This is a genomic window from Brevundimonas goettingensis, assembly GCF_017487405.1.
GTDB classification, from domain to species: domain Bacteria; phylum Pseudomonadota; class Alphaproteobacteria; order Caulobacterales; family Caulobacteraceae; genus Brevundimonas; species Brevundimonas goettingensis.
The window spans coordinates 1,769,180-1,783,235 of record NZ_CP062222.1 but is presented as its reverse complement, the minus strand read 5'-3'; the positions used below and the strand labels follow the sequence as shown (position 1 = coordinate 1,783,235).

13 protein-coding genes are annotated in these 14,056 nt (G+C 67.8%); 9 read left to right on the top strand and 4 right to left on the bottom strand.

What is annotated here, in order from left to right:
- Nucleotides 1–20 precede the first annotated feature (20 nt).
- The 3 genes from IFJ75_RS08850 to IFJ75_RS08840 are packed head-to-tail and all read right to left on the bottom strand — an operon-like array spanning nt 21 to nt 4,831.
- On the bottom strand, nt 21–2,519 hold the full coding sequence (locus tag IFJ75_RS08850) for an LPS-assembly protein LptD (RefSeq protein ID WP_207932207.1): 2,499 nt from the start codon (nt 2,517–2,519) through the stop codon (nt 21–23).
- 42 nt (nt 2,520–2,561) lie between these two features.
- Complete coding sequence (gene lptG / locus IFJ75_RS08845) at nt 2,562–3,701, bottom strand: LPS export ABC transporter permease LptG (protein ID WP_207932206.1); 1,140 nt, start codon at nt 3,699–3,701, stop codon at nt 2,562–2,564.
- Complete coding sequence (locus IFJ75_RS08840; RefSeq protein WP_207932205.1) at nt 3,698–4,831, bottom strand: LptF/LptG family permease; 1,134 nt, start codon at nt 4,829–4,831, stop codon at nt 3,698–3,700. Before IFJ75_RS08840 ends, lptG begins: the two co-directional genes overlap by 4 nt.
- A 144-nt stretch (nt 4,832–4,975) precedes the next feature.
- Between IFJ75_RS08840 and IFJ75_RS08835 the strand changes: the two genes are divergently transcribed.
- The 5 genes from IFJ75_RS08835 to IFJ75_RS08815 all read left to right on the top strand — a co-directional run bounded on the left by IFJ75_RS08835 (nt 4,976) and on the right by IFJ75_RS08815 (nt 7,821).
- Complete coding sequence (locus tag IFJ75_RS08835; protein WP_207932204.1) at nt 4,976–6,451, top strand: leucyl aminopeptidase; 1,476 nt, start codon at nt 4,976–4,978, stop codon at nt 6,449–6,451.
- On the top strand, nt 6,448–6,909 hold the full coding sequence (locus IFJ75_RS08830; RefSeq protein WP_207932203.1) for a DNA polymerase III subunit chi: 462 nt from the start codon (nt 6,448–6,450) through the stop codon (nt 6,907–6,909). The genes IFJ75_RS08835 and IFJ75_RS08830 overlap by 4 nt, the downstream gene beginning before the upstream one ends.
- Nucleotides 6,910–6,995: 86 nt before the next feature.
- Nucleotides 6,996–7,229, top strand: a complete 234-nt coding sequence (locus IFJ75_RS08825) for a hypothetical protein (RefSeq protein WP_225897060.1) — start codon at nt 6,996–6,998, stop codon at nt 7,227–7,229.
- Between the two features lie 20 nt (nt 7,230–7,249).
- Nucleotides 7,250–7,549: an I78 family peptidase inhibitor gene (locus IFJ75_RS08820; protein WP_207932202.1), complete on the top strand. Its 300-nt coding sequence runs from the start codon at nt 7,250–7,252 to the stop codon at nt 7,547–7,549.
- Nucleotides 7,546–7,821, top strand: coding sequence for a hypothetical protein (locus IFJ75_RS08815; RefSeq protein ID WP_207932201.1), 276 nt, complete (start codon nt 7,546–7,548; stop codon nt 7,819–7,821). Before IFJ75_RS08820 ends, IFJ75_RS08815 begins: the two co-directional genes overlap by 4 nt.
- Here the strand turns inward: IFJ75_RS08815 and IFJ75_RS08810 are convergent, their stop codons facing one another.
- Nucleotides 7,822–9,714: a M61 family metallopeptidase gene (locus IFJ75_RS08810; protein WP_207932200.1), complete on the bottom strand. Its 1,893-nt coding sequence runs from the start codon at nt 9,712–9,714 to the stop codon at nt 7,822–7,824.
- Between the two features lie 158 nt (nt 9,715–9,872).
- Here IFJ75_RS08810 and IFJ75_RS08805 point away from each other — a divergent pair, with 158 nt between their 5' ends.
- From IFJ75_RS08805 to hemA, 4 genes are all read left to right on the top strand, one after another.
- Nucleotides 9,873–10,685 carry a class I SAM-dependent methyltransferase gene (locus IFJ75_RS08805; protein ID WP_225897059.1) on the top strand — a complete coding sequence of 271 codons (813 nt, stop codon included), beginning with the start codon at nt 9,873–9,875 and terminating at the stop codon, nt 10,683–10,685.
- Nucleotides 10,686–10,765: 80 nt separating this feature from the next.
- The gene (locus IFJ75_RS08800; RefSeq protein WP_207932199.1) at nt 10,766–11,530 is read left to right on the top strand and encodes a class I SAM-dependent methyltransferase; all 765 of its coding nucleotides are present in this window, start codon (nt 10,766–10,768) and stop codon (nt 11,528–11,530) included.
- Nucleotides 11,527–12,705: a sialidase family protein gene (locus IFJ75_RS08795; protein ID WP_225897058.1), complete on the top strand. Its 1,179-nt coding sequence runs from the start codon at nt 11,527–11,529 to the stop codon at nt 12,703–12,705. The genes IFJ75_RS08800 and IFJ75_RS08795 overlap by 4 nt, the downstream gene beginning before the upstream one ends.
- 110 nt (nt 12,706–12,815) lie before the next feature.
- A complete protein-coding gene (hemA, locus tag IFJ75_RS08790; RefSeq protein WP_207932198.1) occupies nt 12,816–14,042 on the top strand; it encodes a 5-aminolevulinate synthase in 1,227 nt (408 codons plus the stop codon).
- The last annotated feature ends 14 nt before the right edge of the window (nt 14,043–14,056 follow it).

Genomic DNA, 14,056 nt, shown 5'->3' with positions numbered 1-14,056 from the left:
CGCCCCTGCAAGCGATGTGTTCATCGGTTGCTGTTTCGTCCGTAGCCTGTACCGCCAAAAGTGGCGAGGTTTAGGCGCACATAAACCCCCTCGGACGGGCCCGAAGGCCGTACGCGGGTATTGTCCTGGCGGAAACCCAGTTCGAACCGGAAGCAATCATCGTCGAACAGCAGGCCGACCTCGGAACGGGTGATCAGGTCGCGCTCCAGATCGGCGATGCCTGTGACCGCCACGCCCCAGTTGCCATAGACGAACTGCTGGCCCTGAAGCTGGATGAACTCATAGTTCCGGTTGTTGTCCCCGCTGAGGGGATTCGACCGGTCGACGATATAGCTGACGGTGGCGACGTTGCGGCGGCCCCAGGTTCCGTCGACGGCGGCCTCGGCCCGGCGGATATCGCCCGAGCCGTCGATGGTGGCGTGCCCCCAGGCCCGGAACCGGTCGGTCGGCGAGACGCTGGCCTGAACCACCCAGTCCGAGGTTTGAGAGGCCAGCCCCGACGGGTCGTAGAGCTTGCTCGTATCGTCCGGAATGGTGGTCAGGAAGGCGTCTTCCTCGTACGACCGCATGCTGCGGCCGATGAAGAGGCTGGCCTTGCGGATGTCGTCCCAGCGCAGGGTGGCCCGCGCCCCCGCCGTGAACCGCGAACCGCCTTCGTAGAAGTCGTACCCCGGCAGGCGGTCGGTGCGGAACAGGGAGCTTTCGTCCAGCTCGAAGGTCTGGGTGTCCTCGATCGGGATGCGCGGATCGAGGTTGGCCTTGTTGGAGATCGACAGCTGGGCCATCGGCTCGATGATCAGGTCCGACGTGGCGCTCAGCCGCTTGATCATCGGATAGCTGACGTCGACGCCCGCCGTGGCCCGGCCGCGGGTGATAATGTTCTCCGAGTCGCTGCCCGGCATGGGCGGAAGGTCCGAGACCGAATAGGCGTCGAAGCGACCGTCGATGAAGGGCTCGATCCGGACGCCCGAGGCGGTGGTGAAGGCCCGGCGCCATTCGCCCTGCAGGGTGATACGGCGGCTGTCGACACCGCCGAAGCCGTCGGTCGAGCCCGCGGGAATGACCTCGGGCCGCAGCACCGGCGCACCGACATAGGCATTGCGCGACAAGGACACCGCCGACAGCTTCAGGCGCAGACGTCCGCCAAGGATCGGGTCGGCCGGCTCCCAGCGTCCGTCGATGAGCGGCGCCACCAGCGGCAGGGTCTTGTCGTTCTCGAAGGCCTTGTAGCCATCGGGGTCGCGGAAGTCAGTGTCGGCATAGGCCTGGTCGAGGCGCAGGCTCTGGATCGAGAAGGCGGCGATCGACAGATAGGATCGTTCGGTCTGGCGCTCGGCATAGACCTGGCTGATCAGCCGGCGCTGGTCGCCGTAGTAGAGCCCGTTGTCCTGGTAGGGGTCGCGGACGTCATAGCGGTCGAACAGGTTCTTGTCCGAGGTCCGTTCCGCCGTGAAGCCCCAGCGCCAGGGACCGGCGGGATCGAACGCGCCATAGGCCAGGATGTAGCTGCGGCTGGTGCGATCGCCGAACTCGACATTGCTCTCGGTCGAGCCATCGCCGTCGAGATCGAAGTCGCCGAAATTCCGCTCATAGGTATAGCCGCCGCGCGCCACGATGGTGCCGCCCGCGAACCGTCGGCGCCATTGCAGGTTCACGAAGGGCGCGACCTTGGTGTTGATCTGCGGGCTGACGATCCAGTCTTCCGACGGGGAGACGACATGCAAATAGGGCATCTCGACCGAGAGGCCCCGGCCCTCGTCATAGTTGATGATCGGGACCAGCAGGCCCGAGGCGCGTTCGACCGTCGGGTCCGGCACGGCGAAGACCGGCAGCCAGAACAGCGGCACCCCGCCGACCACGAAGGTGGCGTTACGGAACAGGATGGCCCGCAGTTCCTCGTCCTGGACCACCTTCTCGGCCTTGACGGCGATGCTTGGCGTCTTGGCGTTGCCCTCGGCGTCGCAGATCGCGCAGGGGGTGAACAGGGCGTAGTTCAGCTCGCTGACGTTCTCCGAACGGCGCACGGCCGTGGCGGCCATCAGGCTGGAGCCGTTGGACAGCCGGGTCGCGAGATCGACGACGACACCGGCCCTCAGGTCGGAATCGAGTTCGAGATGGCTGGCGTAGACGACGTCGCCGGCGGGGCTGGTCAGCTCGACTTGCCGATCGGCGCCGCCGACGCCCCGGGCCGTGTCGTAGGTGACCTCGCCGGCCCGCAGGGTGTGGCCCTGGAAGCGGGCGAAGACGCGCTCGACCGTGCTGCTGGCGGTAATCACATCGCCGGTCCGGGTGGCGTGCTCGGCCTGGATGTAGACCGCCTTGGGCGGCAGGCCGTCGGGGCCCGGCGCGTTCGAATCGGCGGCAGCCGCGGCGGGCGTCGCTTGAGCAGGAGCCGTCTGGGCGGCGGCCTGGCCGGCCAGCCATGGCGCGCAGGCGATCGCGGCGGCGCCGGCCAGAAGCCGGGCCCGCAGGGCATTGCCCTGGCCAGTGCCTTTTGAGGCGCCGCGTTCAGTCTGCATGCGAATTCGATCCGTAACGCTTGGCCCCCGCCGAGCGGTCGCTTAGCCGTCTTCGGTATAGAACAGCAAGGTAAAGGCGGCGAGCGCCGTCAGCATGGCAGGCAGCCAGGCCGCCACAAAGGGCGGAACCACCTCGGCCGAACCGAACGCCGAGGACGCCTGGTTGAGGAAGAAGAAGGCGAAGCCCAGCACCACGGCGCCGACGGTCATCTTGGCCAGATCGCCCAGCCGCATCAGGCGCAGGGAGAAGGCGGCGGCCAGTATCGACATGGCCGCGAACATCAGCGGCGTCGCCAGAAGCTGTTGCAGCCGCAGCCGGTAGGCGGTCGAGGAGAAGCCGGCGTCCTCGATCCGGCTGATCTGGGCGGGCAGCGACCAGAATGAGGTCGCCTGCGGCCGGGCGAAGCGTTCGAAAGCCTCGTCGTCAGCCAGGCTGGAAGGCAGGTCCAGGGTGGCGTAGCGCACCGCCCTCTGGCCGGTCTGGGCGCCGACGGCGTTGATCAGCCGCCAGCGGCCCGCGCTGAGACTGGCGGCGGGAGCGTCGATCCGCTCGCTGAAGGCGCGACGGCCCTGGGGATCGGTCGTGTAGATGAAGAAGGTGACGTCCAGCAGGCGGGCGTTGGCGCGGTCCTGACGGCCGGCGCGGATGACCATCTGGCGCGTATCCTCGCCCTCGCGCAGCCAGATCGCCTGTTTGTCCTCCTCGGCGCCGAGGACGGAGCCGGAGATCCGGGCGCGCTCCCGCTGGAACAGGTTGTCGCCCGCCGCCGCCAGCGGGCCGATGCAGGTGACGGTCAGGACCCCGAGCACCAGCGCCATTCCGGCCGCGGGCAGGACGAAACGCCAGGCCGAAATCCCCGCCGCCCGCATGGCGATCAGCTCCGAACGCCGGTTCAGGCTGACGAAGGCCGACAGGGTGCCGAACAGGAAGACGAAGGGCAGCAGCTGGACGATCACCTGCGGCGACTTGATCAGCATCAGGCCGACGATGCGCAGGGCCGAGAGGTCGGTCTCCGAGCCCAGACCACGCGAAATCTCGACGAAGTCGATCAGCATGACCAGGGCGCTGATGACGGCCAGGGCCACGCCCAGGGCGCGCATCTGCTGGACCAGCACATAGCGTTCGATCCGACCCAGACGGATCGGCTTGCTCGTATCGCCGGCGCGAAGGGAGAGTTTCATGCGAACCGCGCCTTCATCCGCTCGAGCATCGGCCAGGTGCGGCGCCGGCGCGGTTTGAGCGCGCGGTACAGAAGTCTTAACGCCAGGGCGGCCGCGACGAGAGGCAGGATGTACTGGAAGACGTTCAGCCAGCCGTTCCAGGCGCTGGCGGCGACGATGCCGTAGCCCATGATCCGCACCAGCAGGAAGACGCCCGCCGCCTTGGCGATGCGCAGACTGTAGCCCGAGCGGCTGAACTGGCCGCCCATGATGGCCGCCAGCGCCATGGCCATCGCCGTCAGGGCGTAGAGGGGCGACGACAGCCGGTTGTTGGCCTCGGCGAGCAGCTCGCCGCGCGATCCGCTGTGACCGATCAGGTCGGGCGTCGGATTGATCAGTTGGGACATCCACAGGTCCGCGGGCTTGTAGCGGATCTTCTCCGAGCTCTCGGTATAGGGGGTCAGGTCGAACGGCAGCCGGTCGAAGGACAACTGGTTCAAAACGCCGTCCTTGGAATATTCCTGCGCCGATCCGTTCACCAACGTCAGCGTCGGGGCGCCGTCGATCCGTTCGAACCTGGCCTCGCCGGCGTCCCAGGTCCGCACCGTCTTGCCGTTGTCCAGATAGACGAAGAGGTTCTTGAGCAGGCCGTTCTGTTCGATCTGCTGCACATAGACGGTCAGGCCGCCGGGGCCCTGGACGAACCGGCCTTCCTCGACCAGCAGGGCGGCCAGGTCGGTGCGGATGGCGAAAGCCTCCTGGCGTGCGGTGCGCTGGGCCCAGGGCTGGGCGAACAGGTTGGTGAACAGGGCCAGCAAGGCCACGAGCACCGCGATCCGCACCGCCGGCGAGATCACCTGCCACCGCGTCATGCCGCTGGCGAAGGTTGCGGTCAGCTCCTGCTCGCGCTGCAACCGGGTCAGGGAAATCAGGGCGCCGACGAACAGGCCGATGGGCAGGATGACCGAAAACAGCTGCGGCAGGGCCAGCAGGGTCAGTTTGATCATAACCAGAACGCTTTGCCCGCGTTCGACGATGACCTGCAGTTGATCCAGGCTCTGGGACAGCAGGCCGATTCCCGCCAGGGCGCCGCACGCCGCCACGACGGGCAGGGCGATCTGTTTGAAAAGATAGCGTTGAATCAGGGTCATGCGGCGGCCGGCGAACACCCAGGTTGCGGGCGCGCGTGATGGAGAGCATCTAATACACATCCGGACGCCCTGCGGACAACCGCGCGGCCTCCCTCCCGAACTGTAGCAAACGACCGGGGCTCAATCCCGGCTGGAGTCGCCTTCATGAAGATCGAATTTGTCGCCCACGCCGGCGCGTCGGAAGTCCTTGCCGTTCTGGTCGGCGAGGGCCGCGCCCTGGCCGGAACCGGGCCGGCTCTGGATACGGCGGCCTCGGGCGCCCTGACGAAGGCGATGACCGCCAGCCGCTTCACCGGCGCCGCCAACTCCACCCTGACCGTCGCCGCCCCCGTGGGCGTCGAGGCCGCGACCGTCCTGCTGGTCGGAGCGGGCAAGGACGCGCTGGACGACAAGGGCGTCGAAACCGCAGCCGGCGCGGCCTGGCACGCCGTCAAGCTGTCGGGCGCCGAGACCCTGACCCTCGACTTCGGTCATCTGACCCCGGAACAGTCGGCCCGCGCCGCCTTCGCCGTGCGCCTGGCCGCCTACACCTTCAACAAATACCGCACGACGCTGAAGCCGGAGAAGATCGCCTCGATCAAGACCGTGCAAGTCGTCACCTCGGACCTGCGCGCCGCCGAAGCCGCCTTCGAGCCGATGTCGGCCGTCGCGGACGCCGTGGTCTTCGCCCGCGATCTGGTCTCCGAGCCCGCCAATGTCCTCTACCCGGCCGAGTTCGCCAAACGGGTCAAGGATCTGGAGCGCCTCGGCCTGAAGGTCGAGATCCTCGGTGAGGCCGAGATGGAGAAGCTGGGTATGTGGACCCTGCTGGGCGTCGGCCAGGGCAGCCGTCGCGAAAGCCAGCTGGCCGTCATCCAGTGGAATGGCGGAGAGCCGGGCGCCCAGCCCCTGGCCTTCGTCGGCAAGGGCGTTTGCTTCGACACCGGCGGTATCTCGATCAAGCCGGCCGACGGCATGGAAGACATGAAGTGGGACATGGGCGGCGCTGCCGCCGTGGCCGGCCTCATGCACGCGCTGGCGGGCCGCAAGGCCAAGGTCAACGCCGTGGGCGTGCTCGGCCTCGTCGAGAACATGCCTGACGGCAACGCCCAGCGCCCGGGCGACGTGGTCGTTTCCATGTCCGGCCAGACGGTCGAGGTGATCAACACCGACGCCGAGGGCCGCCTCGTCCTCGCCGACGCCCTCTGGTACACCCAGGAGCGCTTCAAGCCGAAATTCATGATCGACCTGGCCACCCTGACGGGCGCCGCCATCGTCGCCGTGGGCCTGGACATCGCCCCGCTCTACGCCAACAGCGAAGAGGTCGCGGGACCGATCCTGGCCGCCGCCGAGAAGGTGGGTGAGAATTTCTGGCGCATGCCGCTGCCGCCGCAGTACGAGCAGCACATCGATTCCAAGATCGCCGACGTGAAGAACACCGGCAACGGCCGCGCCGGCGGCTCGATCACTGCCGCCCTGTTCCTGCAGCGCTTCACCAACGGCGTGCCGTGGGCCCACCTCGACATCGCCCCGACCGCCTGGGTCAACAAGTCGCCGAGCCCGACCGTCCCCGAGGGCGCCGTCGGCTTCGGTGTCCGCACCCTCGATCGGATGGTCGCGGACAGCTACGAGGCCAAGTGACCGACGCGACCGGCCCGGAAATCTGGTTCTACCACCTCGAGCGGTCGACGCTCGATCAGGTGCTGCCGGAGCTTCTGGGCCGGACGCTTCAGCGCGGCTGGCGGGCGCTCGTCCGGGTCGCCGAGGAGCGTCGGCTCGAGGACATCGACGAGCGGCTATGGACGTTTCGCGAGGACAGCTTCCTCGCCCACGGCCGCGCCGACGAGGCCAATGCCGGGCGCCAGCCGATCCTGCTGACGCAATCGATGGAGAACCCGAACGGCGCTCAGGCGCTGTTCATCGTCGACGGCTCAGAACTGGGCGCCACGGAGAGTTACCAGCGATGCTTCATCATCTTCGACGGACGCGACGACACGGCGCTGACCGGCGCACGGCAGCGCTGGAAGGATCTGAAGGGGCAGGGCGCCAACCTGGCCTACTGGAAGCAGACGGACGAGGGCTGGCAAAAGGCGGCCTGATCGTCGCCGGGCTCGCGCTTCTGGCTGCCTGTTCGACCCCGGCTCCGGCGGCGAAGCCCGCGCCCGCGGTGGTCGCCGAGGCCCAGGTGTCCCAGCCCGTCGGCACCCGCATGCCTCAGACCGGTCAGGACCTGTGCAAGGCCAATGACCTTCAATGGCTGGTGGGCCGCAACAAGACGGAAATCCCGGTCCCGGTGGACGTGATCAACCGCCGCGTGGTCTGCACCAGCTGCGCGATCACCGAGGACTATTCCCCCTACCGCCTGAACATCTTCTTCAACGCCCAGACCGAAACGGTCGAACAGGTCCGCTGCGGCTGACCGAACAGGAGACGACGCCCGTGAAAACCTCTGCGCTTCTCTCGACCCTGATCGCCTTTTCCGCCCTGGCCGCCTGTGCTCCCGTCGAGGGCGGCGGAGCGACCCCGGCCCCGCCGGCGAACGAGCTCGGCCAGTGCAAGGCCGATGCCTATCGCAGCTATATCGGCAAGAGCCGGTCGGAACTGCCCGCGGCCGCGCCCGGCGAGATACGCCGGGAAGTCTGCACCACCTGCGCCATGACCATGGACTTCAACCCGAACCGGGTGAACATCGTCTATGACACCGCCAGCAACCGGATCACGGAAGTGAAGTGCGGATGAGGGCGCTCGCCGCCCTTGTCGCAAGCGCAGCCCTGACCGGCTATATGGCGACGCCGCCTGAGGCCCCTGGCCCCACGCCGCCACAGCGCTGCGACGCCTCGGCCGCGCAGTCGTTGATCGGCTCCCACGTCGGGGCCGTGGACTTCGCGCCCGGCGCCAATGTCCGGATCGTCTGCACCACCTGCGCCACGACCCGCGACTACCGGCCGGACCGGCTGAATATCCGGTTCGACCAGCAGACGGGGATCATCAAGTCGGTGGACTGCGGCTAGTTACCGGGTCCGGGCGGCGTAGAGCTCGCTGAGCCGGTCGGGCGTGCCGGGGATCCGCTCCAGGTGCGGGTAGCGCAGGCCGCCGTGGTAATCGAGGCTGACGGTGCGGTAGTGGTCGCCGTCCTTGACGATCAGCTCGATCGGCGTGGTCGTGTCCTTGGCCGCCTTGATGGCCTCGGTCAGGTTTGAGGCCGAGGCGGCCTCGCCGTTGACCGCGACGATCGACATGCCGATGGCCAGTCCCGCCTTAAAGGCCGGGCCGTCCCACTGGACCGCCGAAATGCCGTTCTCGCCGTTGGTCTGCAGACCGATGGAGTACATGAAATTGTTGCGCTTCAGCCCCCCTTCCAGCGTCTTCTGCCAAGGGCTCTTGGTGTCGGTGTAGACGAGGCGGTAGCCGCCGCGCGCCAGACCATCCAGCGGAGCGCCGGGGCCGTGGCCGTCCAGACGGGTGCGCAGGAAGGTGGCCCAGTCGTTCTCGACCACGCCGTTCAGCGCCGCGACCACGTCGTCGAAGGTATAGGGCGCCTCGTTGTACTCGCCGTCGTGCGTGCCGAAGAAGGCCTTGGCGAAGTCGTCCAGACCCTTGCGGCCATTGGTCTTCTCCCGGATCAGGGTGTCGGCGTCGAGCCAGATCAGCTGACCCTCGACGTAATAGTCCTCGTCGCGCTGCTCGCTCAGCCAGCCCTTGGGCCGGCGCATGGAGATGATCGGGTCGTTGACCGTGTCCTGCATCGCCCGCCACGAGCGGCCCACGCGGTTGTCATAGGTCGCGGCGTCGATGGCGAGGGCGTCCAGCGCCTGATCCCTGGTCATCAGGCCCGAGCGGGCGGCCAGCACCTTGCCCCAGAACTGGGTCTGGCCCTCGTAGACCCAGAGCAGTTCGTTCTGCAGCGGGGTATTGTAGTTGGGGACGTACTGCCCCGCCGGACGCCGCCACTTGCCGTTCCAGGAGTGGGTGTATTCGTGGGCCAGCAGGTCGCGGTCGCCGAACTGGTTGTCCCAGTCGGTGAAGAACTCCGGATCGACGCTGTCCTCGGACGAGCGGTGGTGCTCCAGCCCGATGCCGCCCAGCCGATCGGTCATGGCCATCAGGAAGTTGTAGTGGTCGAAGTGGCGCGCGCCGTACAGGCGATCGGCCTGGGTCACCAGCGCGCGCAGGATGGCGATCTGGGCGTCGGTCGGAGCGATGTTCGAGGCGGCGTCGGCGAAGATATCCAGCTTGACCGGGGAGCGGCCGCCCGGATCCAGATCGATCTGGCGATAATGGCTGCCCGCCATCAGCGGGCTGTCGATCAGGACGTCGAGGGTCACCGGCTTGAAGGTGGTGACGTCGCCCCCCTCGATCTTGGCGGTGGAGGCCGTTTCCAGCGCCGTGCCGAAGCTCCAGCCCGTCGGCAGCTTCACGCTGGTCTGGGTCGTGATGTTGTGGTGCCAGCGGCCCGCCGGATAGAGCAGCATCTTCTCCCACTGGGCGTTGAGCATCTCGGCCGTCATGGTCACGCGCCCCTGCGCTCCGGCCGTCGGCGACAGGTGCTGGAAGTCGGCGCTGATCTCGGTCACGCCCTCGGGCACGACGACGTGGAAGGCGAAGCTTTCGACCGGGTCGCGCGTCCATTCTATGCGCTGGCCGTTCGCCGTGATGATCAGGCCGGCCAGTTGGGTGATCGGGCCGTCGGGGCCGTGGTCGCCGGGCAGCCAGGCGGGGAAGAAGAGGGTCAGCGGACCCGCGCCCTCGACCGGAATGGTCTCGTGGACGCTGTAGATGCGGCGGTTCAGGTCGGTGGCGTCGACGTCCAGCTTCACGACGCCGGGCCAGGGCTTGTCCACCACCACCGGGATCGGCGCCATCGTCGTATAGGGCGTCGCATCTGGCGCGGCGGTCTGCGCCATCGCAGGCAGGGCGGCGGACCCAACGCTCCCGCTTGGGCTGCGTCAAGTCGCCGCGCCTCACGAAGTGTCACGCGCGACTGTTTCGATAGCGAAATCCGCTTGCATCCGGCGCCGCTTCGGGGCGTAGCTTCGCCCATCGCCGTTCAGGATGCCCCCCGATGCCTTCCATGTCGAAGCCGCTTCTCCTCGCCGCCGCCGTCGCAGCCCTGGGGGCGACGGCCCTGTCCGGATGCGTGATCATCGCCAGCGACGGAGGCGACAAGACCATCGTCGCCATGCCGGGCGAGGAAGCGACGCGGGCCGAGGAGAACGCCTACGCCGCCGCCATCGCCGATCCGCTGCGTCCGGCCGAGGAGGTCGCTCGCGATCCGCTGCGCAAGCCTGCCGAGATGATGGCCTTCGCCCAGTTGGACGCCGGGGACCGCGTCGCCGACATCCGGCCCGAGGAGGGCTATTTCACCCGCCTGTTCGCCAAGGCCGTCGGTCCGTCGGGCCGGGTCTATGCCTTCGTGCCCAACCAGACCGCCCAGCGCGAGAACGGCTTCGGCGACACCCTGGCCGCCGCCTATCCGAACGTGAACCGGATCACCGGCGACCTGAACGTCATGACCTTCCCCGAGCCGCTGGACGTGGTCTTCATGGGGCAGGAGTACCACGACTTCACCATCCCCCGGTTCAACGTCGATGTCGCCAGGATGAACGCGGCGGTGTTCGCGGCGCTCAAGCCGGGCGGCCTCTATGTCATCCTGGATCACCAGTCGGCGCCGGGCGCGGGCATCAGCGTCTCGGGCACCCTGCACCGCATCGAGGGCGCGGAGCTGCGTCGCGAGGTCGAGGCCGCGGGCTTCGTCTTCGCCGGAGAGACTTCGGCCGTCGCCAACCCCGAGGACGACCACACCCTGACCGTCTTCGACCCGGCCATCCGGGGCAAGACTGACCAGTTCGTCTATCGCTTCCGCAAGCCGGGCTAAGCCCAAAAGGTAGGGGCGTAACCTCGGCGGTTTGCGGGCGTAATCAATCAAGCGCCGCTCAGGGCGCGTGGGAGGCTGACATGAAGCGTTCGTTCGTCCTGGCCGTTTCGGCCGCCGTTCTTCTGGCCACAGGCGTCGCGGGCGGCGCCGTCGCCCAGATGCATATGGAGCCGTCGGCCTATTCGGCCGCCCTGGCCGATCCGGTCCGCACCGAAGCCGACAAGGCGCGCGACGAGGCCCGGCATACCGCCGAGACCCTGGCCTTCGCCGAGGTCATGCCCGGCCAGACCATCGGCGACATGATCATCGGCGGCGGCTATTTCACCCGCGTCTTCGCCGCCGCCACCGGCCCGACCGGCAAGGTCATCGCCTGGCAGCCCGCCCAGTTCATCGGCTTCCAGGCCTCGTATGCCGACGCCATCACCGCTGCCGACGCCCTGCCGAACGTCGAGGGCATCCGCTCGCCGCTGGGTGCGCCCGAGTTTCCGGCCGCGATGGATCTGGTCTTCACGGCCCAGAACTATCACGACCTGCACCTCAAGCCCTTCGCGGCCGATACGGCGGCGAAGACGAATGCGGCAGTATTCGCGGCGCTCAAGCCCGGCGGCCTCTATGTCATCGTCGACCACTATGCCGCCGCCGGCTCGGGCCTGGCCGCCGCCGACAGCCTGCACCGCATCGACCCGGCCATCGTCAAGGAGGAGGTCGAGGCCGCGGGCTTCGTGCTGGAAGACCATAGCGACATCCTGAAGAACGACAGCGATCCCCTGACCGCCAATGTCTTCGATGCGGCGATCCGGGGGCACACCAGCCAGTTCATGCTCAAGTTCCGCAAGCCTGCATGATCGCCGGTCTGCTCGCCGCCGTCATGCTGCTGACGGCGGCGGCTGACGACCGTCCCGCGCCGTATATGATCGCTCCCGGGCTGTTCGACGCCTCGAAGCCCGACCTCGGCCTGACCCCGGCGCCGGGCACGGAGACCTTCACCGTCTTTCGACCGGAAGAGGGAACCGATCACTTCAGCAACGGCGTCTCCCTGATCGGCTTCAGGGGGCGGCTCTATGCCCAGTGGCAGTCCTCGCCGCGCGACGAGGATTCTCCCGACACCCGGGTGATGTTCGCTTCCAGCGCCGACGGCGAGCGCTGGACCGCGCCGGTCGAGCTGGCGCCGCCGGGAGAGGGCGGACGGATGGTCTCCAGCGGCGGCTGGTCCACGGACGGCCAGACCCTGGTCGCCTACCTCAACGTCTGGCCCAACGGCTTCCAGTCCGGCGACGGCGGCCAGACCGAATACCTGAGCAGCGGCGATGGTCAGAGCTGGTCCGCCCCGCGGTCGGTGCTGGCGGCGGATGGGACGCCCATCGACGGCGTCATCGAACAGGACCCGCACCGTTTCGGAGACCGTATCATCGGCGCCTTCCACATGCGGCCCGGCATGATCGCCACGCCCGCCTTTACGGATGACCCTCTGGGCGTCTCCGGCTGGACCCTCGGCCGCATGACCCATCTGGAGCGGGCCCCGACCCCGGCGGGCGCCCCCATCCATGAAAGCCGCCTCAGCCGCGAGATCGAGCCCAGCCTGTTTCAGGCCAGCGACTGCGCGGTCATGGTCTTCCGCGATGAAGACCTCAGCTTCCGCCAGCTGGCGTCCGAGAGTTGTGACCGGGGCGTCAGCTGGTCCACGCCGGGGGTCACCGCCATGCCTGACAGCCGCGCCAAACAGAGCGCCGGTAACCTGCCGGACGGCACGGCCTTCCTCGTCAATGCGCCGAACAGCGACCGCCTCCGCATCCCGCTGGCCGTCACCGTCAGCCGCGACGGCCGCACCTTCGACCGGTCCTTCCTGCTGCGCGGGCAGGGCGACCTCCAGCCGCTTCGCTACGAAGGCCAGTACAAGCGGCCGGGTTATCACTACCCGAAGAGCACCGTCTGGAACGGCTTCCTCTGGGTTGGATACGCCGCCAACAAGGAGGATGTGCAGGTCACCCGCATCCCCATGAACGCACTCTCCGGCTATTGAGAACCGTTATCAATTAGCGGTTTAGGACAATTTGTCCTTGTCATCGCGTGGACACCCGGGGTCAATCGGCGCAAATACCCGCCACGTTTTTCGCGCGAAAGTCCGCCCAGTTGTACGACTACAAGGCCGCCTTCGAATCCGCCGTCGATCAGGTGAAGAGCGAGGGGCGTTACCGCGTCTTCGCCGACCTGAAGCGCGTGCGCGGCCAGTTCCCCAAGGCGGTGCGGCGGCGTGAGGACGGCTCCGAGCAGGACGTCGTCATCTGGTGCTCCAACGACTATCTCGGCATGGGCCAGAACCCGGTCGTGCTGGAGGCCATGCAGGCCGAGATCGACGCCGTGGGCGCCGGCGCCGGCGGCACCCGCAACATCTCGGGCACGACGCGCTCGGCCGTGGACCTGGAGGCCGAGCTGGCCGCCTGGCACCAGAAAGAAGCCGCGCTGCTGTTCACCTCGGGCTATGTGGCCAATGAGGCGACCCTGACGACCCTGCAGCGCATCCTGCCGGGCCTGATCATCTTCTCCGACAGCCTGAACCACGCCTCGATGATCGCCGGCATTCGCAACGGCGGCTGCGAGCGGCATGTGTTCATGCACAACGATCTGGCGCATCTGGAGCAGCTGCTGGCCGCCGCGCCCGCCGATGCGCCCAAGCTGGTGGCCTTCGAGAGCGTCTATTCCATGGACGGCGACATCGCCGACCTGGCCGGCACCATCGCCCTGGCCCGCAAATACGGCGCCCTGACCTATCTCGACGAGGTCCACGCCGTCGGCCTGTACGGCGCGACCGGCGCCGGCGTCGCCGAGCGTGACGGGGTGCTGGCCGGCATCGACATCGTCGAATGCACCCTGGGCAAGGCCATCGGCGTCATGGGCGGCTATATCGCCGCCGATGCGGTGATCGTCGATGCTGTGCGCAGCTGGGCCTCGGGCTTCATATTCACCACCTCGCTGCCGCCGGCCCTGACTGCGGGCGCACTGGCCTCGGTGCGCCACCTCAAGGCCCATCCGGAACTGCGCGTCGCCCATCAGGAGCGCGCCCGGACCCTGAAGGACCGCTTCGCCGCCGCCGGCATCCCGGTCATGCCGTCCGAAAGCCACATCGTCCCCGTCTTCGTCGGCGATCCGGTCCACACCAAGATGATCTCGGACATGCTGCTGGAAGAGTTCGGCGTCTACGTCCAGCCGATCAACTATCCGACAGTGCCCAAGGGCACCGAGCGTTTGCGTTTCACCCCCTCGCCGAACCACGACGACGGCATGATGGACGCCCTGGTCAGCGCAATGGACCAGCTCTGGACCCACTGCCACATCGCCCGGATGCCCTCGGCGGCTTGAGAAGCGGCTTGATT